17 protein-coding genes are annotated in these 23420 nt (G+C 73.1%); 13 read left to right on the top strand and 4 right to left on the bottom strand.

The window, feature by feature from the left end; all coding sequences use genetic code 11:
- Nucleotides 1-29 precede the first annotated feature (29 nt).
- Entirely contained in the window at nt 30-2333 is a 2304-nt protein-coding gene (gene mrdA / locus VM95_RS15355; RefSeq protein ID WP_045696845.1) for a penicillin-binding protein 2, read from the top strand.
- On the top strand, nt 2330-3529 hold the full coding sequence (gene rodA, locus VM95_RS15350) for a rod shape-determining protein RodA (protein ID WP_045696843.1): 1200 nt from the start codon (nt 2330-2332) through the stop codon (nt 3527-3529). Before mrdA ends, rodA begins: the two co-directional genes overlap by 4 nt.
- Before the next feature lie 92 nt (nt 3530-3621).
- Here rodA and VM95_RS15345 read toward each other — a convergent pair whose 3' ends face one another.
- Entirely contained in the window at nt 3622-4908 is a 1287-nt protein-coding gene (locus VM95_RS15345) for a M14 family zinc carboxypeptidase (protein WP_045696841.1), read from the bottom strand.
- 446 nt (nt 4909-5354) lie between these two features.
- Between VM95_RS15345 and VM95_RS15340 the strand changes: the two genes are divergently transcribed.
- Nucleotides 5355-7298, top strand: a complete 1944-nt coding sequence (locus VM95_RS15340; RefSeq protein WP_045696839.1) for a TIGR03960 family B12-binding radical SAM protein — start codon at nt 5355-5357, stop codon at nt 7296-7298.
- Nucleotides 7299-7451: 153 nt separating this feature from the next.
- On the opposite strand, the gene VM95_RS15335 is transcribed toward VM95_RS15340, so the two are convergent.
- Together VM95_RS15335 and VM95_RS15330 are read right to left on the bottom strand one after the other, a co-directional pair.
- Nucleotides 7452-7871: a hypothetical protein gene (locus VM95_RS15335; protein WP_045696837.1), complete on the bottom strand. Its 420-nt coding sequence runs from the start codon at nt 7869-7871 to the stop codon at nt 7452-7454.
- A gap of 142 nt (nt 7872-8013) precedes the next feature.
- Nucleotides 8014-9576, bottom strand: coding sequence for a glycosyltransferase family 39 protein (locus VM95_RS15330; protein WP_167352926.1), 1563 nt, complete (start codon nt 9574-9576; stop codon nt 8014-8016).
- Between the two features lie 386 nt (nt 9577-9962).
- On the opposite strand from VM95_RS15330, the gene VM95_RS15325 reads away from it, so the two are divergent.
- The 5 genes from VM95_RS15325 (at nt 9963) to obgE (ending at nt 17140) form a co-directional block, all read left to right on the top strand.
- Complete coding sequence (locus VM95_RS15325; protein ID WP_045696833.1) at nt 9963-10763, top strand: TIGR03936 family radical SAM-associated protein; 801 nt, start codon at nt 9963-9965, stop codon at nt 10761-10763.
- Between the two features lie 397 nt (nt 10764-11160).
- Nucleotides 11161-14721: an Rne/Rng family ribonuclease gene (locus VM95_RS15320; RefSeq protein ID WP_045696830.1), complete on the top strand. Its 3561-nt coding sequence runs from the start codon at nt 11161-11163 to the stop codon at nt 14719-14721.
- 229 nt (nt 14722-14950) lie between these two features.
- Complete coding sequence (gene rplU, locus VM95_RS15315; RefSeq protein ID WP_045696828.1) at nt 14951-15268, top strand: 50S ribosomal protein L21; 318 nt, start codon at nt 14951-14953, stop codon at nt 15266-15268.
- Between the two features lie 14 nt (nt 15269-15282).
- Nucleotides 15283-15540 (top strand): 50S ribosomal protein L27, encoded by a 258-nt coding sequence (gene rpmA / locus VM95_RS15310; protein WP_030058248.1) that lies wholly within the window; start codon nt 15283-15285, stop codon nt 15538-15540.
- A gap of 121 nt (nt 15541-15661) precedes the next feature.
- Nucleotides 15662-17140 (top strand): GTPase ObgE, encoded by a 1479-nt coding sequence (gene obgE / locus VM95_RS15305; protein ID WP_045696824.1) that lies wholly within the window; start codon nt 15662-15664, stop codon nt 17138-17140.
- 107 nt (nt 17141-17247) lie between these two features.
- On the opposite strand, the gene VM95_RS43725 is transcribed toward obgE, so the two are convergent.
- Nucleotides 17248-18000 (bottom strand): hypothetical protein, encoded by a 753-nt coding sequence (locus VM95_RS43725; protein ID WP_208615459.1) that lies wholly within the window; start codon nt 17998-18000, stop codon nt 17248-17250.
- A 294-nt stretch (nt 18001-18294) separates the two neighbouring features.
- Between VM95_RS43725 and proB the strand changes: the two genes are divergently transcribed.
- The 5 genes from proB (at nt 18295) to VM95_RS15275 (ending at nt 23410) form a co-directional block, all read left to right on the top strand.
- Nucleotides 18295-19431 (top strand): glutamate 5-kinase, encoded by a 1137-nt coding sequence (gene proB / locus VM95_RS15295; protein ID WP_045696820.1) that lies wholly within the window; start codon nt 18295-18297, stop codon nt 19429-19431.
- Nucleotides 19432-19620: 189 nt separating this feature from the next.
- Nucleotides 19621-20139 carry a hypothetical protein gene (locus tag VM95_RS15290; RefSeq protein ID WP_045696818.1) on the top strand — a complete coding sequence of 173 codons (519 nt, stop codon included), beginning with the start codon at nt 19621-19623 and terminating at the stop codon, nt 20137-20139.
- A gap of 101 nt (nt 20140-20240) precedes the next feature.
- The gene (locus tag VM95_RS15285; RefSeq protein ID WP_045696816.1) at nt 20241-21563 is read left to right on the top strand and encodes a glutamate-5-semialdehyde dehydrogenase; all 1323 of its coding nucleotides are present in this window, start codon (nt 20241-20243) and stop codon (nt 21561-21563) included.
- A gap of 101 nt (nt 21564-21664) precedes the next feature.
- On the top strand, nt 21665-22237 hold the full coding sequence (locus VM95_RS15280) for an SCO2584 family spore wall biosynthesis protein (protein ID WP_244178782.1): 573 nt from the start codon (nt 21665-21667) through the stop codon (nt 22235-22237).
- A gap of 102 nt (nt 22238-22339) precedes the next feature.
- Nucleotides 22340-23410 carry an SCO2583 family membrane protein gene (locus VM95_RS15275; protein ID WP_045696812.1) on the top strand — a complete coding sequence of 357 codons (1071 nt, stop codon included), beginning with the start codon at nt 22340-22342 and terminating at the stop codon, nt 23408-23410.
- The last annotated feature ends 10 nt before the right edge of the window (nt 23411-23420 follow it).

Here is a 23420-nt window from a genome sequence, read left to right as displayed (position 1 = left end):
CACCTCCCGCACCCTGGAGCGCACGAGACGTGAGCAACATCCCCGAGACCGGCCGTACCCGGCGGGTGACGATCCGTCTGGTGGTGCTGCAGATCCTGGTGCTGTCGCTGCTCGCCACCCTCGGCGGACGGCTGTGGTACCTGCAGATCCGCAACGCCAAGGAGTACACCGCCAAGGCGACCGGCAACCACATCCGCGAGGTGGTCGAGCCGGCCGTGCGCGGCGAGATCCTGGACGCCTCCGGGCGCATCCTCGCCGGCAACGAGGCCCGGCTGGTGGTGTCCGTCAGCCGCACCTCGCTGCTGCAGCAGAAGGACGGCGGCAAGGCGGTGCTCGGCCGGCTGGCCGGCGTGCTCGGGATGCCCGCCAAGGACGTGCAGGAGAAGGTCCGGCTCTGCGACGCCAAGACCCAGCAGCCCTGCTGGAACGGTTCGCCGTACCAGCCGATCCCGGTCACCAAGGAGGCGACCACCCAGCAGGCGATGCAGATAATGGAGCGCCGCGAGGATTTCCCCGGGGTCACCGCGCAGCCCACCGCCGTGCGCCGCTACACCGGCATCGAGGGCGCCAACCTCGCCCAGGTGCTCGGCTACCTCTCCCCGGTCACCGACGACGAGGTCAGCAAGACCGCCGACAAGAAGGGCCTCGACCGCTACCTGCCCGCCGACCAGATCGGCCGGGCCGGCCTGGAGTCGGTGTACGACCGCGACCTGCGCGGCACCGCCGGCATCACCCAGCTGGAGGTCGACAACCTCGGCCGGGTGATCGGCACCGCCGGGACCGTCGCCCCGCAGGCCGGCGACAACCTGGTCACCAGCATCGACGCCCGGGTGCAGAAGGTCGTCGAGGACAACCTGGTGCAGGCCATGAACGACGCCCGGAACACCTTCGACAAGGTCACCAACCGCAACTACGAGGCCGACTCCGGCGCCGCCGTCGTGATGGACGTGCACACCGGGCGGATCGTCGCGATGGCCAGCGCGCCCACCTACGACCCCAACCTCTGGGTCGGCGGCATCAGCGGCAAGGACTACCAGGCACTGACCAGCAAGGACTCCAACTTCCCGCTGCTGAACCGCGCCATACAGGGTCAGTCCGCCCCCGGCTCGACCTTCAAGGTCATCTCCACCACCGCCGCCGTGCAGGCCGGCTACTCGCTGGACGGCCACTACGACTGCCCGAAGAGCATGACCATCGGCGGCCGCGAGTTCAAGAACTTCGAGAGCGAGAACTTCGGCGCGATCTCCCTGGAGAAGGCGCTGGAGGTCTCCTGCGACACCGTCTTCTACGGCCTGGCGTACGACCAGTGGATGAAGGACGGCGGCATCAAGCCGAAGAAGGACCCGGGCGACTGGTTCTTCAAGACCGCCCACCAGTTCGGCCTCGGCGCCAAGACCGGCATCGACCTGCCGGCCGAGGTCCCCGGCCGGGTGCCCGACCGGCAGTGGAAGCAGTCCTTCTACGACAACAACAAGGACGCCTGGTGCGCGCAGGCGCAGAAGGGCGGCAACAGCTTCTCCGACCAGATCGCCCGCGAGAACTGCGTCGACGGCTACCAGATGCGCGCCGGTGACGCCGTCAACTTCGCGATCGGCCAGGGCGACACGCTCGTCACCCCGGTCCAGATGGCCCGGATCTACTCGGCGCTCGCCAACGGCGGCACCTTCTACCGGCCGACCATCGCCAAGGCCGTGATAAGCCCGAGCGGCCAGCTCGTCCGCGACATCGCCCCGCACGAGGACGCCAAGTTCCCCGGCGACCAGAAGCTGCTCAGCTACATCGACCAGGCCACCGCCGGCGTCATCACCAGCGGCACCGCCGCCTGGAAGTTCGCCGGGGCCGGCTGGCCGCAGGGCAAGATCGAGCTGCACGCCAAGACCGGCACCGCCGAGGTCGAGGGCAAGCAGACCACCTCCTGGCTGACCACGTACAGCAAGGACTACGCGGTCGTCATGACGATAAGCCAGGGCGGCACCGGCTCCGGCGGCTCCGGCGACGCCGTCCGGCGGATCTACCAGGCGCTGTACGGCGTGGACGACAAGGGCAACGTGGACAACGGCAAGGCGCTGCTGCCCGCGCCGCAGACCGAGCTGCCCAAGTTCAACCCGGACGGCACCGCGATCATCAAGCCGGTCGCGTACCCCGGCACCGCGGCCGGCGCCTCCGCCGGCACCGCGCCCGGCACCCTGCTCGCTCCGGTGGCCGCCGGTGCCGAAGAGGTGCAGCCGCTGACGTTCCTCGACCCGGCGCAGCCCACCGGCACCCCGGTGCCGTACGCCGCCGCCGACACCGCGCTGGAACCGACCCGAAGCACCGGAAGGGGGCGGGCGTGACCTCCTACGGCTCCTACCGGCAGCTGCGGCTGACCCCGCAGCGCACCGGCGTCTCCAAGGCCCTGGCCAAGGACTCCCCGCTGTGGCGGCTCGACTGGATACTGCTGCTGGCCGGGCTGGCGCTCTCGATGTGCGGCTCGCTGCTGGTCTGGTCGGCCACCCGCGGGCGCGACAACCTCACCCACGGGGACCCGCAGTACTTCCTGTACCGGCACCTGACCAACTTCGTGATCGGCCTGGTGCTGTGCGCCGTGGTGATAGCGATAGGAGCCCGGCGCTTCCGCACCCTGGTGCCCTTCGTCTACGTCGCCGTCATCCTCATGCTGCTCGCGACGCTCAGCCCGCTCGGCTCGACCGTCAACGGCGCGCACTCGTGGATCCAGCTCGGCGGCGGGTTCTCCATCCAGCCCGCCGAGTTCGCCAAGCTCGGGATCCTGCTGTCGATGGCGGTCGTGCTCTCCGACCAGGTGGACGCGGGGGAGCGGGAGTTCCCCTCGCACCGGGCCGTGTTCCGCGGCCTGATCTGGGCCTGCCTGCCGATGGGCCTGGTGCTGCTGATGCCCGACGCCGGCTCGACCATGGTGATGTCGGCGATCGTGCTGGGCATCCTGCTCGGCTCCGGGGCGGCCAACCGCTGGGTGCTCGGCATCCTGGCGGCCGGCGTCGCCGGCAGCATCGCAGTGTGGAAGCTCGGGCTGCTGAGCAAGTACCAGATCGACCGCTTCGCGGCCTTCGCCAACCCGCAGCTCGACCCCAACGGCGTCGGCTACAACACCGCGCAGGCCCGGATCGCGATCGGCTCGGGCGGGCTGACCGGCAAGGGGCTGTTCCACGGCACCCAGACCATAGGGCAGTTCGTGCCGGAGCAGCAGACCGACTTCGTGTTCACCGTCGCGGGCGAGGAACTGGGCTTCGTCGGGGCGCTGGCGATAATCCTGCTGGTCGGCGTGATCCTGTGGCGGGCCTGCCGGATCGCCCGGCAGGCGACCGACCTGTACGGCACGATCGTGGCGGCCGGGATCATCGCCTGGTTCTCCTTCCAGGCGTTCGAGAACATCGGGATGTGCCTGGGCATCATGCCGGTGGCGGGCATCCCGCTGCCGTTCGTCTCGTACGGCGGCTCGTCGATGTTCGCGGTGTGGATCGCGATCGGGCTGCTGCAGGCGGTGCGCAGCCAGCGGCCGATAGCGGCGTAGCGGCAAAGCGGCATAACGGTAGAGCGGCAAAGCGGCCCGGGAGTCGCGGGGTCCCCGAGGGCCGGTCCGTACGGGCCGGCCCTCGTGCCGTGTCAGAGCAGCAGGTCGGCGGTGCTCAGCACCGCGCGGGTCTGGTGGGCCAGCTGCTCCTGGACGGGCACCCAGCGGGCGCCGAAGCGGTGGCGCAGCTGGTCCAGGCTGTCCGAGACGACGGCGCGGGCGCGCTCCCGGGCGGCCTGGGCGCCCGGGCCGCGGGCGCCGGCGAGCAGCCGCAGCAGCAGCGAGGCCACCCGCAGCGGGAGCCGGGCCGCGACCAGGCCGGCGGTGGTGACCCGGGCGACGGTGAGCGGCTGCGCGGGCCAGCGCTCCAGCCACTCGTCGGCCATCCCGGGGCCGACCGCGAGGTTGAACTCGGCGGTGCGCAGCAGCGGCGCGTGCTCGTCCCGGGCCCGGGGCGGGATGTACGGGAGCAGGGCGGACAGCTCCTCGGCGCGCGCCTTGAGGGCCCGGGCGGCGGCGCCGACCGCCTGGGCGGCGGCCGGGTGCGGGCGGGCGTCGCCGACCGCGTCGACGGCCCACATCGGGACCTCCAGGACGGCGGTGACCGCGCCGTACCGCGCGGCGTAGGACCAGGTGGACAGCTCGGGTTCGTCCGGCAGCGCCTGCGGGCCGCTGCCGGGCTCGGGCATCAGGTAGGTGCCGGGGGCGGGGCTGGGCCAGCCGATCGCGTCGTAGCAGTCCAGGTCGAGCGGCAGGCCGGCCCGTTCGGCGGAGCGCGCGAGGCGCTCGGACAGGCCGGGGACGGGGCCGGTGAGCTGGACGAAGGCGCCGCCGAAGTCGACCCCGTGCAGCGAGCACTGCAGGAACGGGCGCAGCTCGTCGATCAGGTCGGTGAGCGCCCGGCTCTCCGGCATCGGCGGGCGGCCGGAGTCGGGGGCGGGCAGCAGTTCGGGCTGCTCCTCGAAGGAGGGGCGGAAGAAGTGCTCGTAGTGGCGGCCCATGGTGAGTGGGCCGTCGAGCCAGCCGGCGCCGAGCGCGGCGCCGTCCGGGTCCAGGCAGAGCAGCAGGTGCCAGGACAGGCCGGGGCGGGCGGGCCGGTCGAGCAGCACCTCGGCCAGCCGCAGGGCGCCGGCGGTGCCGATCGGTTCGTTGGGGTGCGGGCCGCCGACCACCAGCGCGGCGCGCGGGCCGCGGTCGACGGAGAGCAGCAGCAGGGGGCGGCCGGCCCGGGATCGGCCCACTTCGCGCAGCCGGCAGCGGTCCGGGTGGCGCAGGGCGAGCCGCCGGGCGGCGGCCTCGGCCTGGGCCTGCGTGGGGTAGCGGGCCGGCCGGGTGTCGAGGGTCCGCAGCGGGCGGATCCGCCGACCGGTGTCGGTCATGGTTCTCCTTGCGCAGGGCGCGCGGCCGCGTGGGAGCGGTGGGCACCGGGGGACGGGCGTTGCCGAGGGCGGGCGTTGCCGGGGACGGGGTGCGGGGAGACGGCCGGTACCGGGGACGGGTGGTACCGGGGGCGGGTGCTACCGGGGTTGCGGGGACGGGGAGCCGGGACTACCGGCGCGGGGCCGAGCGTACGACTCAACTCGGGTGTCGGGAAGGGGCGCAGAGTTGTCTGACGGGGCCCTGCCAGGACGGTGGCGGCGCTCCGGGCGCGCGTCGGCGGCGGCCGGCGGGCCGTCCCGCTCCGGCGTCGGGTCCGGTCCGGGGCCGGCGTCGGTCCGGCGTCGGTCCGGCCCGACGGGCCGTTCCCCGGATTGGGCTACCCTTGAGGGTCACCCCTCCCGTGCCGGCTCGCGGCACCGAATCACGTCGTAAGGGTTCCTAGTACATGACTGTCGAATCGGTCTTCCCACGCCTGGAGGCCCTCCTCCCGCACGTCCAGAAGCCGATCCAGTACGTCGGCGGCGAGCTCAACTCGACCGTCAAGGACTGGGACGCCTGCGACGTCCGCTGGGCGTTGATGTATCCCGACGCCTACGAGGTCGGCCTGCCCAACCAGGGCGTCATGATCCTCTACGAGGTGCTGAACGAGCGCGAGGGCGTGCTGGCCGAGCGCACCTACAGCGTCTGGCCGGACCTCGAGGCGCTGATGCGCGAGCACGACGTCCCGCAGTTCACCGTCGACGCCCACCGCCCGGTGAAGGCCTTCGACGTGTTCGGCCTGTCGTTCTCCACCGAGCTCGGCTACACCAACATGCTCACCGCGCTCGACCTGGCCGGCATCCCGCTGGAGGCCAAGGACCGCACCGACGAGGACCCGATCGTCCTCGCCGGCGGCCACGCCGCCTTCAACCCGGAGCCGATCGCGGACTTCCTGGACTGCGCGGTCGTCGGCGACGGCGAGCAGGCCGTCCTCGACATGACCGAGATCATCCGCGCCTGGAAGGCCGAGGGCCGCCCCGGCGGGCGCGACGAGGTGCTGCTGCGCCTGGCCCGCACCGGCGGGTTCTACGTGCCGAAGTTCTACGACGTGGAGTACCTGGCCGACGGCCGGATCGCCCGCGTCGTGCCGAACGCCCCCGGCGTGCCGTGGCGGGTGTCCAAGCACACCGTCATGGACCTCGACGAGTGGCCCTACCCCAAGCAGCCGCTCGTCCCGCTCGCCGAGACCGTGCACGAGCGGATGTCCGTCGAGATCTTCCGCGGCTGCACCCGCGGCTGCCGCTTCTGCCAGGCCGGCATGATCACGCGCCCCGTGCGGGAGCGAAGCATCACCGGCATCGGCGAGATGGTCGAGCGCGGCCTCAAGGCGACCGGCTTCGAGGAGGTCGGCCTGCTGTCGCTGTCCAGCGCCGACCACACCGAGATCGGCGACATCGCCAAGGGCCTGGCCGACCGCTACAGCGAGGACAAGATCGGACTGTCGCTGCCGTCCACCCGCGTCGACGCCTTCAACATCGACCTCGCCAACGAGCTGTCCCGCAACGGGCGCCGCTCGGGCCTCACCTTCGCCCCCGAGGGCGGCAGCGAGCGCATGCGCAAGGTGATCAACAAGATGGTGTCGGAGGAGGACCTGATCCGCACCGTCGCCACCGCCTACGGCAACGGCTGGCGCCAGGTGAAGCTGTACTTCATGTGCGGCCTGCCCACCGAGACCGACGAGGACGTGCTCCAGATCGGCGAGATGGCGAAGAACGTCATCCAGAAGGGCCGCGAGGTCACCGGCCAGAACGACATCCGCTGCACCGTCTCCATCGGCGGGTTCGTGCCCAAGCCGCACACCCCGTTCCAGTGGGCCCCGCAGCTGTCCGCCGAGGCCACCGACGCCCGCCTCGCCAAGCTGCGCGACTCCATCCGCGGCGACCGCAAGTACGGCAAGAACATCGGCTACCGCTACCACGACGGCAAGCCCGGCATCATCGAGGGCCTGCTCTCCCGCGGCGACCGCCGCGTCGGCGCCGTCATCCGCGCCGTCTACGACGACGGCGGCCGCTTCGACGGCTGGCGCGAGCACTTCTCGTACGACCGCTGGATGGCCTGCGCCGAGAAGGGCCTCGCCGGCACCGGCGTCGACGTCGACTGGTACACCACCCGCGAGCGCAGCTACGAGGAGGTGCTGCCCTGGGACCACCTGGACAGCGGCCTCGACAAGGACTGGCTCTGGGAGGACTGGCAGGACGCCCTGGAGGAGGTCGAGGTCGACGACTGCCGCTGGACCCCGTGCTTCGATTGTGGCGTGTGCCCCCAGATGCAGACCGCCATCCAGATCGGGCCCACCGGCAAGAAGCTGCTCCCGCTGACCGTCGTCGGCGGCGCGGACCAGCAGAAGTAGGCGTCCATCGAGTCCTCGATCGAGTGGGTCTGACCCCTTGAGCGACGCGCAGGAGCCCTCCCCGACTTCGGTCGGGGAGGGCTCCTGCGCGTGGGTGCCCGTCCGTCGCGGCAGATCCGGGGACCAGCCAGTCGTACGGGCTGGGCTGAGCGGTCAGTCCGCCGTGCAGCCCCAGTACGCGATCTCGGCCGGTTCGTCGGCGCGGTACAGCACCGTGCACCGGCCGGTTCCTCGGCCGACAGGGGTCAGGAGTTGCGGTAGCGCGTCCTCCCACTGCGCGCGGGTGGGGCGGCCGTTGGGAGCCCAGCTGCGGACCTCGTCCACGGTCAGCGGGCGCATCATGGCGACGTCGTCGTCGGCTTCGGCGTCGATCAGCGCGTAGAAGTCGAGCACGGTGCCGGTGCCTCCCGTCAGGATGTACTCCTGCCAGTCCTCGTCCCGCCACAGCTCACGGATGCTCTGCCCCGGAAAGCCGTGATCGTCCTTCGCCAGCTCCTGTGCCTGAGCCAGACGGAATGCCGCTCCCAGATCCTTCTGGTACGGCCCGGTTTCCGCCCATCCACTGCCACCCACGCAAAACCCTCCCTGGTCACCCGTTTCCCGACTGCGCCGCACGCTAGCGGTCGCCGCTGACAGGACCGGTAGCTGGACCTGCCACCAGCCTCTCGAACACAGCTGGCCCGGCTCCGGCGGTTCGGGGCTCACCGCCGGGGTGTCAGCGGGTGGCGCAGCGGATGACGGTCCACTGGTGGTGCTTGGCGAGCGTGTCGGTGCGGGCGCACTTGCGTTGTTCGTCGCCGCGGAGCACCGCCAGGTAGCTGGGGGCGGCGTCCAGTGACGTCTCGTTGCTGGAGAAGTAGTAGTGCCGGTAGTTGCGCACCTGGTAGACCCCGTCGACGAGGCGGCTCTCGGTGTTCGCCCGGAAGTCCTTCGGGTCCGTCCGCAGGTAGAAGAGGGTCTCCATGTAGTTGAGCGGGAACCGGTCGGAGATGTAGATCGGCTCGTTCGCGTGCTGCGCCCCGTTGGCCGACTTCAGCGCGTCGTCGAAGCCCTTGCCGAAGGGGGCGGCGATCCTGTCGGGGTAGCGGGTCGTGTAGTCGTGGAAGAAGAGCGCGCCGTAGCCGAGTGCGGTGGCCATGACGACCGCGACGACCGCCCGGCCGGTTTTCCGGTCGGACAGGGCGCGGTACAGGCCGCCGATGCCGATCGCGGTGAAGGCGATCAGGGGGATGAACAGCGCGTTGGCCCGGTTGCCGTTGGCCGGCACCACGAACAGCAGGATGACCGCGCCGATCAGCCAGAAGGTGAACAGGTTCGTTTCGGGGCTGCGGGTGCGGACCGCGAAGTAGACGCCCAGGGCGACCAGGGGAAATCCGATCACGCCCAGTGCCAGGAAGCCGGTGGGGACGGTCCACAGGTAGCCGTCGCCGAAGCCGCCGGTCACGAAGTGGGTGTTCAGCTCGGCCAGGTCCTGGCCGTTGGTGATCTGGTCCAGCCGCGAGGAGATGTTCGGCACGGTGAACGGCAGGGAGGAAACGAAATGCGGAACGTGGTGCAGGACGTTGTTGACCAGCACGAACAGCAGCAGCGGCCCGGCGACGACCAGGAATACCAGCACGCTCGAACCGACCAGGACCGGGTGCTTGAGAACCGTGCGGTACCGGGTGCAGAAATAGAGTCCGATGACCACCGGCACCACGAAGATCGCCACCCCGTAGGCGTACAGGGAGAGTGCCAGGAATACCAGTGAGAAGGGGATCAGGATCCGGGAGCGCGACGAGGTGTACGCATATCCCAGGGTGGTGACCCCGGCGAGCAGGAAGAACGGCAGGATGTTCGACTCCAGCGCCCACCGGGACGCGGTGACGTGCCACGGGGTGACGGCGAGCAGGCCCGCCCCGACCAGGGCCGTGGGGACGTCCACGAAACGCCGCAGGGCGGCGTGGAGCAGCGGGACGGCGCCGATGCCCAGGAGCACCGGGACCAGTCGCACGGAGAAGACGGTCAGGCCGAACAGTCCGACGAACGGCACGCTCAGGTAGGAGAGCAGGACGTTCTGTCCGGAACCCCAGCTGGGGAAGTAGACCGGCCAGGCGTTGCCCCACCGGTCCGTGCCGTCGGTCAGCAGGGCTAAGGATTCGTATCCGGCGCTGGCTTCGTCCTGATTGAGGCCGCCGGGCAGATCCGGAAAACGCCACAGTCTGAGGATCGCTGCGACCACGGTGATGACGGTGATCGCGATGGTGCTCTTCCGGGGAGTTGCGAATCGCCTGATCACGATGGTATTCGCACCGTCGCAGAAGGAATGAGGAGAGGCGCCGCGCATTCCATTGTCGAGATTGTTCCTTTCTTTATCGGCAGGCTTTCGTGCGTTGCCGATGAATGAGGAAGGATACTACCGGCCGACTGTCCGTCAGTCGGCGGGCCGTGCAGTCGCTTTTCGACCGCTTTTGCCTCTCGATGCCCTATCTTTCCCGTCCCGGGGCCGCGCTCCGGCGGTCTCCGGGGGGCGGGGGCCGGGCGGGGCGGGGCGAGCGGACGGGTGGGGCGCGTACCCTTGCTGGTGACAGATGTCCGGTGCAGTAACCCGGACGGGGACCACTGATGAAGGACTGAGCGACCCTGGCACGCCGTACGCCCGACGGTCCGCCGCCCGCGCCGACGGTGCAGCGGATTCGCCTCCGTTACACCAAGCGCGGCCGGCTCCGGTTCACCAGCCACCGTGACTTCCAGCGCGCCTTCGAGCGCGCCCTGCGCCGGTCCGCCGTTCCGATGGCCTATTCGGCCGGTTTCACGCCGCACCCGAAGGTCTCCTACGCCAACGCCGCCCCGACCGGGGTGGCGAGCGAGGCGGAGTACCTGGAGATCGGCCTGGCCGCGCACCGCGACCCGGAGGCGCTGCGGGCGCAGCTGGACGAGTCGCTGCCGAAGGGCCTGGACGTGATCGACGCCGTCGAGGTCCGGACGCCGAACTTCGTGGAGCGCCTGGAGGCCTCCGAGTGGCTGGTCCGGCTGGACGGGGTCGAGGAGGACGAGGCGGCCCGCGCGGTCGCCGTGTTCCTGGCCGAGGAGCGGGTCGAGGTCGAACGCCTCACCAAGAACGGCCTGCGGGTCTTCGACGCGCGCGGTGCCGTGGCGGCGCTGGAGCTCGTCCCGCCGCAGGTCGGCGACGGTGCGGAGCCGGGTGCCGGGACGGGGCGCGATGTTCGGACCGGCCGTCCCTGTGCGATACTGCGCCTGGTAGTACGACACGCCACACCCGCCGTACGACCCGACGACGTATTGTCCGGTCTCCGTGCGACGGCCGACCTGGCGCCGCCGGTCCCCGCAGAGGTGACCAGGCTGGCGCAGGGGCCGCTCGACGAGGGGGCCGGCACGGTGACCGACCCGCTGGCGCTCGACCGCGCCGCGGCCCCGACCGGCTCGGAGCCGGCTGCCGGGCCGCGCGCTTCCGCGTCCGCCTAGCGGGCGGAGGCCGGGGTCCAGTGCCTCACTGGGCCCCGAAGGTCCTCCGGGGTTCCCGCGGCTCCCCAGGGGAGCGAACGTCGTCGCAGCACAGGCCGGCCACTCGGGGCCGCCGACCAGGACGGTCGGCGAGCCCGGGGCCCCGTCCGGGAGCCACCCGGGACCGGGGACGGCGCAGCTTGGGAAAACCTCAGAAGACTGGTCAGACCAGAAGACTTTCGACACCCCGCCGACGCGCGGGGCGCCGAGCGAGACTACGAGCCCCTGTGCGGCTTCGTGTCCGCGCGGTGGCACCGTGAAAGGGTCCGGCCCGAGCATCCTTGCGATGCCGGCCGCCCACCGGTGCCGTGCCGTGCCCGGACGTGGAGCCCGGGGGCCTGACGGGAGATCCACCCGCATGCTCGAGAACACCGATCCGCAGCAGTCTGCGGCCACGGAACAGAACGAGACCGCCGCGACCGGCGAGGGCACGGCCGCAGCGCCGCCGCGCCGCCGTCGCCGGGCGGTGTCCCGCCCGGCCGGTGCGCCGCTGGGCGCGGCCGCCGAGACGGCCGAGACGGTCGTCCCCGCCGAGGCGCCCGCCGAGCGGGCTCCGGAGGCGGAGCCGGCCCAGGCGGCCGAGAAGCCGGTCCGGGCCCGCCGGACCCGCAAGCGTGCCGAGGCCCCGGCCGGGGCGCCGGAGGCGACCGCGATCGTGGTCACCGGGCCGGAAGCCGCCGAGAAGCCGGCCGAGGAGAAGAACGAGAAGGCCGAGAAGGCCGAGGAGAAGAGCGAGGAGAAGGCGGAGAAGCCCGTGCGGGCCCGCCGGACCCGCAAGCGGGCCGAGGCCCCGGTCGTCGCGGCCGAGGAGCCCGCCGCCCCCGCCGTCGAGGAGCCCGCCGCGCCCGCCCCCGCCGCCGAGCCGGTGGCCGAGGAGGCCCCGGCCGCTCCGGCGCGCCGCGCCCGTCGCCGTCGCGTGGTCGAGGCCGCGCCGGTCGTGGAGCCGGTCGTCGAGGAGCCGGTGGCCGAGGAGCCCGCCGTCGAGGAGGAGTCCGAGGAGGAGGCCGCCGCCGAGCAGCCCGCCCCGGCCGCCGCCGCCCCCGCCGTCGAGGCCGAGCCGCCGCACCGCACGCGCCGCCGCGCCGTCCGCCCGGCCACCGCGGTCTTCCAGGCCCCGGTGTTCCAGGAGCCGGCTCCGTTCACCGCCGCGCCCGCCGCCCCGGCCGCGCCGCAGCAGGCCGCCGCCCCGGCCCCGGCCCAGGCCCAGGCCCCGGTCGAGGCGGAGGCCCCGGTCGCCGCCGCCGGCCGCGAGGACGAGGACGAGTACGAGTACAGCGGTGTCGGCCGCCGCCGCCGGGTCCGCACCCGGGTGGAGACGGGCCGCCGCAAGCGGGGCGCCGAGGCGCCCGTCGAGGCCCCCGCCGCGAAGGCCCCGGCCGCGAAGGCCCCCGCGGCCAAGGCCCCGGCCGTGAAGGCGCCGGCGGCCGAGGCGCCCGCCGTCGAGGCCGTGGTCGAGGCCCCCGCCGCCGGTCCGGAGACCGAGGACGAGTGGGAGGACGGCCGTCCGTCGCGCCGCCGCCGCCGGGGCGGCCGCCGCCGCCGCCGTGGCGAGGCCGAGGAGTTCGAGGCCGCCGAGACCGTCGAGCAGCCCGCCGCGGAGGAGCCGGCCGAGGGCTTCGAGGAGGAAGGCGAGGAGGACGACGACCTGGCCGCCGGCCTGTCCTCGTCCCGCCGTCGCCGCCGCCGTCGCCGCCGCAGCGGTGAGGCCGGCGCCGTCGAGACCGCCGAGACCACCGAGGACGGCGTCCGCACGGTGGTGAAGGTGCGCGAGCCGCGCCGCCGCTCCACCGAGCCGTCGTTCGACCCGGACGAGGTGCAGTCCATCAAGGGCTCGACCCGTCTGGAGGCGAAGAAGCAGCGCCGCCGCGAGGGCCGCGAGCTGGGCCGCCGCCGGGTGCCGATCATCACCGAGGCCGAGTTCCTGGCCCGCCGCGAGTCCGTCGAGCGCGTCATGGTGGTGCGCCAGAACGGCCAGCGCACCCAGATCGGCGTCCTGGAGGACGGCGTGCTCGTCGAGCACTACGTCAACAAGGAGCAGGCCACCTCGTACGTCGGCAACGTCTACCTGGGCAAGGTCCAGAACGTGCTGCCGTCGATGGAGGCCGCGTTCGTCGACATCGGCAAGGGCCGCAACGCCGTGCTGTACGCCGGCGAGGTCAACTTCGGCGCGCTGGGCCACGGCGGCCCGCGCCGGATCGAGTCGGTGCTGAAGTCCGGCCAGTCCGTGCTGGTGCAGGTCTCCAAGGACCCGATCGGCCACAAGGGCGCCCGCCTGACCAGCCAGATCTCGCTGCCCGGCCGCTACCTGGTGTACGTGCCCGAGGGCTCGATGACCGGCATCTCGCGCAAGCTCCCCGAGAACGAGCGCGCGCGCCTGAAGCAGATCCTCAAGAAGATCGTCCCGGACGACGCGGGCGTCATCGTGCGCACCGCCGCCGAGGGCGCCTCCGAGGAGGAGCTGACCCGGGACGTCCAGCGGCTGCAGCAGCAGTGGGAGGACATCCAGAAGAAGGCCGCGACGGGCAACGCCCCGGCGCTGCTGTACGGCGAGCCGGACATGACCGTCCGGGTCGTCCGCGACATCTTCAACGAGGACTTCACCAAGGTCATCGTCTCCGGCGACGAGGCGTGGACGACCATCCACGAGTACGTCTCCAACGTGGCCCCGGACCTCGCCGAGCGGCTCCAGCGGTGGACCTCCGAGGTGGACGTGTTCGCCACCTACCGGATCGACGAGCAGCTGATGAAGGCGCTGGACCGCAAGGTCTGGCTGCCCAGCGGCGGTTCGCTGGTGATCGACCGCACCGAGGCGATGGTCGTCATCGACGTCAACACCGGGAAGTTCGTCGGCCAGGGCGGCAACCTGGAGGAGACGGTCACCCGGAACAACATCGAGGCGGCCGAGGAGATCGTGCGCCAGCTGCGGCTGCGCGACCTCGGCGGCATCATCGTGATCGACTTCATCGACATGGTGCTGGAGTCCAACCGGGACCTGGTGCTGCGCCGCCTGCTGGAGTGCCTGGGCCGGGACCGGACCAAGCACCAGGTGGCCGAGGTCACCTCGCTGGGCCTGGTCCAGATGACCCGCAAGCGGGTCGGCCAGGGCCTGCTGGAGTCCTTCTCCGAGTCCTGCGTGCACTGCAACGGGCGCGGCGTGATCGTGCACATGGAGCAGCCGAGCGCCCACCACCACGCCCCGGCCGCGGTCGAGGCGGGCTCGGGCGGCGGCAAGCGCCGCCGCCGGGGCAAGGGCGGGGCGGGCCACGAGGAGCCGCAGGCCGTCGAGGCCGCGGTGGCCGAGGCCGTCGAGACCTTCGAGGTCGTCGAGACCGAGGCGGGGATCGAGGCCGCGGAGCCGGTGCGCGAGGAGATCGAGGGCCAGCTGGCCCTGGAGGTCCCGGGTGTCGAGGTTCCGACCACCGAGGCGCCGGCCGCCGAGGCCGTCGTCGAGGCCGTGGTCGAGGCGCCCGCCGAGCCGGCGGCCGCTCCGGCCGCCCGGCCCCGCCGCCGCGCGGTGCGCAAGGCGACGGCTCCGGCCGGTTCGCCGCAGGGCGCCGAGATCGTGGTGCTGCAGGCGAAGGCCGACGCGGCGCTGGAGGCGGCCCTGCAGGCCGCCGAGGGCGCCGTCGAGGCCGCGGAGACCGCCGAGGAGCCGGCCGAGCCGGTCGTGGTCGCGGAGGCCGTGGTCGTCGGGACGGAGGCCGAGGCTCCCGTCGAGGCCGCCGCCGAGGAGGCCCCGGCCGAGGAGGCGCCGGCCCCGAAGAAGCGGGCCGCCCGCAAGACCGCCGCGAAGAAGACCGCCGCCAAGAAGACCACCGCGGCGGCCAAGAAGACCACCGCCCGCAAGACCGCGACCAAGCGGACGAGCGCGGCGGCCAAGAAGGCCGCGGCCGCCGAGGGTGATACGGCGGCCGAGTAGTGCCCACGCCCGGGGCGGAACCGCTTCCGCCCCGGGCCGTACGGGCCGGTTTGCCCCTCGGGCGGCCGGTCCGTATTCTTGACCATCGGCGTGTCTACGCCATGCTCCCGAGCACATCACCTTCCCGAGAGCCGCGCGCTCGCGCGCAGCGATCGGGAGGAGGCCCCTGTGTCCGTACCCAGGCGGCTGGCGTCGGGAGGTCCGACCGAGTTAGGAAAGTAGGTACCGCATGTACGCGATCGTTCGCGCAGGCGGCCGCCAGCACAAGGTCGCCGTCGGCGACGTGCTGGAGATCGACCGTATCGAGGCCAAGCCGGGCGACTCGGTGGAGCTCTCGACCATCCTGGTCGTCGACGGTGACGCCGTCACCTCCGACCCGTGGGTCCTGGCCGGCGTGAAGGCTCACGCCGAGGTGGTCGACCAGACCAAGGGCGACAAGATCGTCATCCTGCGCTACAAGAACAAGACCGGCTACCGCCGTCGCCAGGGTCACCGTCAGCAGCACACCGCGGTGCGCATCACGAGCATCGACTCGGTCAGCAAGTAAGGGGATAGCGAAAAATGGCACACAAGAAGGGCGCAAGCTCTACTCGTAACGGCCGTGACTCGAACGCCCAGCGCCTCGGCGTGAAGCGCTTCGGTGGCCAGGTCGTCTCCGCCGGCGAGATCCTCGTCCGCCAGCGCGGCACCCACTTCCACCCGGGTGCCGGTGTCGGCCGTGGTGGCGACGACACCCTGTTCGCGCTGACCGCCGGTGCGGTTCAGTTCGGCAACCGTCGCGGCCGCAAGGTCGTCAACATCGTGGCCGTTGAGGCCTGAGTCCCCGCGGACTCCCGAGTCGTCTGACGACTCACACTGAAGGGTGGGCCGGAATTCTCCGGTCCACCCTTCGCGCTTTACGCAGGTAGCAAGCAGACTCTCGCGCACTGGAGGCACACCCATGACCACCTTCGTGGACCGCGTCGAACTTCACGTCGCCGCGGGTAACGGGGGCCACGGCTGCGCCTCCGTGCACCGCGAGAAGTTCAAGCCGCTCGGCGGCCCGGACGGCGGCAACGGCGGGGAGGGCGGCAGCGTCATCCTCACCGTCGACTCGCAGGTCACCACCCTGCTGGAGTACCACCACTCGCCCAAGCGCAAGGCCACCAACGGCAAGCCCGGCGCGGGCGGCAACCGCACCGGCGCGGACGGCGAGGACCTCGTCCTGCTGGTGCCGGACGGCACCGTCGTGCTGGACCGCAAGGGCAACGTGCTCGCCGACCTCGTCGGCCACGGCACCAGCTTCGTCGCCGCCCAGGGCGGCCGCGGCGGCCTCGGCAACGCCGCGCTCGCCTCCGCCCGCCGCAAGGCCCCCGGCTTCGCCCTGCTCGGCGAGCCCGGCGAGGCCCGCGACATCGTGATGGAGCTCAAGTCCGTCGCCGACGTCGCGCTGGTCGGCTACCCGAGCGCCGGCAAGTCCTCGCTGATCTCGGTGCTCTCCGCAGCCAAGCCGAAGATCGCGGACTACCCGTTCACCACCCTGATCCCCAACCTGGGCGTGGTCACCGCCGGCGACACCGTCTACACCATCGCCGACGTGCCCGGCCTGATCCCGGGCGCCAGCCAGGGCCGCGGCCTCGGCCTGGAGTTCCTGCGGCACGTCGAGCGCTGCTCGGTGCTGGTGCACGTGCTGGACTGCGCCACCCTGGAGCCCGGCCGCGACCCGCTGAGCGACCTGGAGACCATCGAGGCCGAGCTCGCCGAGTACGGCGGCCTGGACGACCGCCCGCGCCTGGTCGCGCTCAACAAGGTGGACGTGCCGGACGGCCAGGACATCGCCGACCTCACCCGCGCCTCGCTGGAGGAGCGCGGCTACCGGGTGTTCGAGGTGTCCGCCGCCTCCCGCAAGGGCCTGCGCGAGCTGAGCTTCGCGCTGGCCGGGATCGTCGCCGAGGCGCGCGCCGCCAAGCCGGTCGAGGAGTCCACCCGGATCGTGCTGCGGCCCACCGCCGTCGACGACGCGGGCTTCACCATCGAGGAGGAGGACGGCGCCTACCGCATCCGCGGCGTCAAGCCGGAGCGCTGGGTCCGCCAGACCGACTTCTCCAACGACGAGGCGGTCGGCTACCTCGCCGACCGGCTGGCCCGCCTCGGTGTCGAGGAGCGGCTGTGGAAGGTCGGGGCGCACGAGGGCGACACCGTCATCATCGGCCCCGACGAGAACGCCGTCGTCTTCGACTGGGAGCCGACCATGGCCGCCGGCGCCGAGATGCTCGGCCGCCGCGGTGAGGACCACCGGTTCGAGAACCCCCGCCCGGCGGTCGACCGCCGCCGCGAGAAGCAGAAGGGCCGGGATGCGGCCGAGGCCGAGTTCCTCGCCTTCGAGGCGCTCTCCAGCGGCCGGCAGGCCGAGGTCGAGGGCGACGACGAGGACTACTGAGCGGGCGAGTAACGGAACGGCCCGGAGGCGAGCGGGCGAGTAGCGGAACGGCCCCGCCACCTGAAGAAGGTGGCGGGGCCGTTCGTCGTTTCCGTGGTGACTGGGTGTCACTTCGTCCAGGCGGCCTGGACCTTGGTCGGGTCGTTGGAGTCGCCGTAGCCGACGAAGGCCGGGGTGGCGCCCGCGGCGAAGGTGACGACGTCGCAGCCCTTGAAGGCGACGCCCTTGGTGGCGCCGGACCAGCTCGGGGTGGCGCACTTGGCGATCGGCGTCGAGCTGGTCGGGTTGTTGAACATGCCCAGGTTGCCGCCGGCGTCCATCACCCTGAACTTGGAGTCCGGGGCGCTGAAGGTCAGCTTGGAGTCCCCGAGGTTCTTGACCGTCCAGCTGACGTAGAAGATCGCGCGGCCGTCCAGACCGGCGGTGGGGGCCTTGGCGTCCTGGAAGTCCTTGAGCGAGCCGGGCTGGACGCCGGTGACGGTGATCTCCAGCTTGGCGGCGGCGTTGGAGGTCTTGTCGGCGAAGTCCACGGTGGCCGGCTGGCCGAACTTCACCGAGGTGGCGGCCTGCGGCAGCTTGCCGCCGCCACCGGCGGCCCCGGCGCCGCCGCCCGCCGTGCCGGCCGTACCGGCGCCGCCCGCCGCGGCACCGCCGGTGGCCGCGCCCGAGGGGGCCGCGGTCGAGCCGCCGGCCGCACCGCCGGCGGTCGCGCCCGGGGCCGCGCTGGTCGGCGCCGGGGCCGCCGCGGTCGAGCCGCCGCCGGCCGGGGCGTCCGAGTTGTCCGGGCCGCAGGCCGCGAGCGAGAGGGCGGTGGCCGCCGCCAGGGCGGCGACGGTCAGCTTCGTGGTGTACGAACGCATGGTGCGCATTTCTCCTGGGCGCGTCCGCGAACCGTCTCCGGCCTGCCCAGTGCGGCGCCGCCCGATGGCAGGAACGTCGAAGACGATGGGTCCAGCGGGCAAGAAGCCGTCCCCCGACTTGGCTTTCGGTCAGGGACCATACCAGTCGGCCGGATTGGTGTTCGGATCCTTTCCGGGCGAGTCCGGCGGCTGGAACACCCCGGCGGCGACCTGCGCGGATCGCGTAGATTTCGGTGACGGCGGCCGGGCCGGGGCCGGCCGTACCCGCACCACACCGGAAGGGCGAGCAACGAGATGAGCGAGGACGCACTGCGGCAGGAGGTGCTGACCGCACGGCGGATCGTCGTCAAGGTCGGCTCCTCCTCACTGACCACGGCCGCCGGCGGGCTGGACGCCGACCGGGTCGACGCCCTGGTCGACGCGCTCGCCAAGGTCCGCGCCCGCCCGGACGCGCCCGAGGTGGTGCTCGTCTCCTCCGGCGCCATCGCCGCCGGGCTCGCCCCGCTCGGCCTGGACAAGCGCCCGAAGGACCTCGCCCGCCAGCAGGCCGCCGCCAGCGTCGGCCAGGGCCTGCTGGTCGCCCGCTACACCGCCTCCTTCGCCCGGTACGGCCTGCGCGTCGGCCAGGTGTTGCTCACCGCCGAGGACGCCAGCCGGCGCGCCCACTACCGCAACGCCTACCGGACGCTCGACCAGCTGCTGGCGATGGGCGCGATGCCGATCGTCAACGAGAACGACACCGTCGCCACCGCCGAAATCAAGTTCGGGGACAACGACCGGCTGGCCGCGCTCGTCGCCCACCTCGTCCGGGCCGACCTGCTCGTCCTGCTCTCCGACGTGGACGGCCTCTACGACGGCGACCCGTCCCGCCCCGGCACCAGCCGGATCGAGCGGGTGAGCGGCCCGCACGACCTCGACGGCATCGAGATCGGCAGCGCCGGCAAGGCGGGCGTCGGCACCGGCGGCATGGTCACCAAGGTCGAGGCGGCCCGGATCGCCACCGGCGCGGGCATCCCGGTGGTGCTCACCGCCGCCAGCCAGGCCGCCGACGCGCTGGCCGGCCGGCCCACCGGCACGCTGTTCCTGCGCACCGGCAGCCGCGGCTCCGACCGGATGCTCTGGCTGGCCCACGCGAGCAGCCCGCGCGGCGCCCTGCACCTGGACGCGGGCGCCGTCGCGGCGGTCGTCTCCGGCGGCGCCTCGCTGCTGCCCGCCGGGGTCGTCAAGGTCGACGGGGACTTCACCGCGGGTGATCCGGTGGACCTTCTTGCCGAAAACGGCCACATCGTGGCTCGCGGACTGGTCAACTTTGATGCGAGGGAGTTGCCCCGCCTGCTCGGCCGGTCCACCCACGACCTGGCCCAGGAGTTCGGCGCCGCGTACGAGCGCGAGGTCGTCCACCGCGACGACCTGGTCGTTCTGCGCGGCTGACCGGCCGGCGGGCCGGCTGCGCGGCCGATCGGCCTGCTGTGGCCCGCCGATCGGCGACGACCGGCCGGCGGTCCGCCCCGTACGGGAGCGGCCCGGCCGCGGGCGAGGAGGGGCGCAGCCGTACCGGTCGGCCGAGGTCCGGCGGGCCGGCGCGGAGACGACACGAGATCGCCGAACAGGAGGCCGCCGGTGGAACGCAGGCGCGACGCGGTGCTGACCGCAGGGGCGGGCCGACGGCTGACCAGCATCGCCGGCGGGCGCGGGGACGGGCCCGCCGAGCCGGCCGGTCCGCCGCAGGGCCCCGCCGGGGTGCGCGGGCCGCGGCCGCGGCAGGCGGACGCGGCGCAGCCGCCCGGTGTGCCCGAGCAGGCCCGGCTGTGGCACGTGGTGCTGAGCGTGGCCGGGCAGGCGACCCCGCTGCCGTCGCTGCGCGCCTCGCTGGAGCGGCTGGCGCACGACCACTCGTTCTTCCTGACCGCCCGCTACGCGGCCGACCACGCCGAGATCCGCTACTGGGAGCAGGCCCGGGACCTGCACGACGCGGCGGCGATCGCGCTGCGGCTGTGGGGCGAGCACAAGGTGACCGCGAGCCTGCCGCCGTGGGAGATCGTCGGGCTGGAGGTGGTCGACCGGGCGACGTACCACAAGCGGGTGGCGGAGGGCTTCGGCGATCCGCCGCCGCAGCTGGGCGGCGTGCACCCGTACTGAGTCGCTTCCACTGAGTCGCTTTCACTGAGTCGCGTCCGAGGGACGTCTCAGCGGACGAAATGGCAGTTCGGCGGGCCCGGTGCAGTCGCTACCCTGGGCGCATGACCAGCGACCTCGCCCCCGCCGACAGTCCCGTCCTCGCCGCCGCGCGCCGTGCCCGTACGGCGGCCGCCGTGCTCGCCCCGCTGCCGCGCCGGGCGAAGGACGCCGCGCTGCTGGCCGTCGCGGACGCCCTGGTGGCCCGCGGCGCGGAGATCGTCGCCGCGAACGCCGAGGACGTGGCCCGAGCCCGCGAGGCCGGTACGCCCGAGTCGGTGATCGACCGGCTGACGCTGACCGCCGAGCGGATCGCCGCGATCGCCTCCGACGTGCGCGACGTGGCCGGCCTGCCCGACCCGGTGGGCGAGGTGCTGCGCGGCTACACCCTGCCGAACGGCCTGGACGTGCGGCAGGTGCGGGTGCCGCTCGGTGTGGTCGGCATCATCTACGAGGCCCGGCCGAACGTCACCGTGGACGCCGCCGCGCTCTGCCTGAAGTCCGGCAACGCGGTGCTGCTGCGCGGCTCCGCCTCCGCCTACCGTTCGAACACCGCGCTGGTCGCGGTGCTGCGGGACGCCGTGGCCGGGGCCGGGCTGCCCGCCGACGCGGTCCAGCTGGTGCCGGGGGAGAGCCGCGACTCCGTGCAGGAGCTGATGCGTGCCCGCGGCCTGGTCGACGTGCTGATCCCGCGCGGCGGCGCCTCGCTGATCCGCACCGTCGTCGAGGGTTCGACGGTGCCGGTGATCGAGACCGGCACCGGCAACTGCCACGTGTACGTGGACGCGCAGACGGACCTGGCGATGGCGGTCGGCATCCTGCTGAACTCCAAGGCGCAGCGGGTCAGCGTCTGCAACGCGGCCGAGACGCTGCTGGTCCACCAGGACGTCGCGGACGCGTTCCTGCCGCTCGCGCTGGCGGCGCTGGCCGAGGCCGGGGTGACGGTGCACGGTGACGAGGCGGTGCTCAAGGCCGCCGAGGGCGGCGCCGCCACGGTGGTGCCGGCCACCGACGAGGACTGGGGCGCCGAGTACCTCTCGCTGGACCTGGCCGCGGCCGTGGTGCCCTCGCTGGACGCCGCCGTCGAGCACATCCGCCGCTGGTCCTCCGGCCACACCGAGGCGATCGTGACCACCTCGCAGGCCGCCGCCCGGCGCTTCACCCAGCTGGTCGACTCGACCACGGTGGCCGTCAACGCCTCGACCCGGTTCACCGACGGCGGTGAGTTCGGCTTCGGCGCGGAGATCGGCATCTCCACCCAGAAGCTGCACGCCCGCGGCCCGATGGGCTTGCCGGAGCTGACCAGCACCAAGTACATCGTCACTGGTGACGGGCACGTCCGGGGCGAGGCGACGCAGACCGTGGGCGGGGGCGCGGACGCCCGCTGAGCGGGGCCGCGGGGGCGGCCGTCACACGTGTGACGGACCAACTGCGATGAGCCACAGACAAATCGCCCGGCCGGTAATACGCTGAATCCGTGGCTGAGGATGTGGGGGGCTTGCCGTACCCCGACGGCGCCGACCACGGTGGTGCGGACGACGAGTTCGCCACCGTGGTCTTCGATGAGGCCTTCGTCCGGTCCGCCGCCGTGCACGAGCCGACCGCCAAGGAGCGGCAACTCGCCGCCGCCGAGGCCCGGTTCGAGCCGGACACGGCGGGCCCGGGCTGGGGCTGTGACGTCACCGCAGCGGACGGGCTGCCGCTGGAGCTGCGCCCGTACCCGAGCGGACTCGACGAGGACCACTTCTACCCCGACCCGTGGTCGGGCCCGGGCCGGGCGACCGGCGGGCGGGCCAGGCGCTGGGGGCGGCGCGGCTATGATCCGGCGCGCGCCCGGGGCCGGTACGTGGCCCAGCAGCGGTGGCACCGGCCGGTGGCCTGGGTGCTGGCGGTGATCATGGGCGTGAGCCTGGTGGCGGTCGCGGTGGCGGCGGTGTACCAGGGCGTGGGCGGCTCCTCGGGGACGCCCCGGCGCCCGGAGTCCGGCAGCAGCAGTGCGGGGGTGGATCCGCGGCCCGCTCCGGCCGAGCCGACGCCGGCGGTCACCGCCCCGGCGGGTTGATCCGCGGGACGGGCGTACGCCCGGGGCGGGTGGTCACGGAGTGTTCCGACCAATCGCTCCGGGGCCCTGTGGCGGCGCCGGTGCACGGCCTACCCTGGTGGTATGGGTGACCCGCGCGAGCCTCCCGAGGGTGTGCCCGAGGGCGGTTCCGGCAACGAGGACGAGTACCGGTCCGTCGTGTTCGACGAATCGTTCGTCCGGGCTGCCCGGATCCAGGAGCTGTCGGCCCGCGAGCGGTTGTCGGGCGCGTTCGGCCGGGCCACCCGGCCGCGGGTGCGGCTCGGCCCGCTGGGCACCGTGCCCCGGCAGGCGCTCGCCCTGCTGCTGGTCGTGCTGCTGGCCTTCGGGGCCGCCGTGTACTTCGGCGTCAGCTCGCCGAAGGGCCTCCCGGCCCGGCCCGAGGGCAGCCAACTGACCGTCAGTCTGGTCGCGTTGAGCCCGGCTTCGGCGGTGCGGCCGGTGGCCGACCCGGCGAGCCCGTTCGCGGCGCTGCCGACCGGGTACGGCGACGGGACGCTCGGGCTGAACACCCCGGCGGCGGCCGCCACCGAGCACTTCAGCCGGGTCGAGGTGAGCAAGGCGCTCGACACCGTCCAGCGCTACCTGGTCGCCTCCTCGCTGGCGCCGGCCGCGCTCGTCCAGGGCGTCACGGCGGACGTCCGGGCCTTCGTCACGCCCGGCGAGCAGGCCCAGTTCGACAGCAGCACGGCGCAGCCGGTGGACGACCGGCACCACGCGCTGACCGGCTGGGTGGTGCGCTTCGACCCGGCGCGGGTCGCGCTGGCCTCCGGCGTCGTGAAGGTGGTCGGGGCGATGCGGGTCGACGAGGCGGACAGCGGCACGCTGCAGGTCACCACCGACCACACCTTCGTCTACGCGCTGAAGCCGGCCGGTGCCCCGGCGGCGGCGCCGGTCACCCTGGAGTCGGTGCGCCGGCAGCTGACCTTCGAGTTCGACCGGGTCGACCTCGCCCAGGCGCAGCTGCGGCTGGTGGACTCGGTGCTGCAGGCCGGGCCGCAGTCCTGCGCGAGCTCGATGGCGGGCTTCCTGCAGCCGGTGCTGGCCGACCCGCAGGGCGGCGCGGGCGCGCCCGCCGTGCCGCCGTCGCCGGTCGACCCGGGTGACCACGGGCACCCGGCCTGGCAGGTGTGCGGGGTGCTGGCGGGGAGCTGAGGCGGTGCGG

The sequence above is a fragment of the Streptomyces rubellomurinus genome, from assembly GCF_000961885.1.
In the GTDB taxonomy this organism is placed as follows: domain Bacteria; phylum Actinomycetota; class Actinomycetes; order Streptomycetales; family Streptomycetaceae; genus Kitasatospora; species Kitasatospora rubellomurina.
The sequence above is the reverse complement of the archived record's forward strand: the minus strand, read 5'-3'. Positions and strand labels throughout refer to the sequence as shown.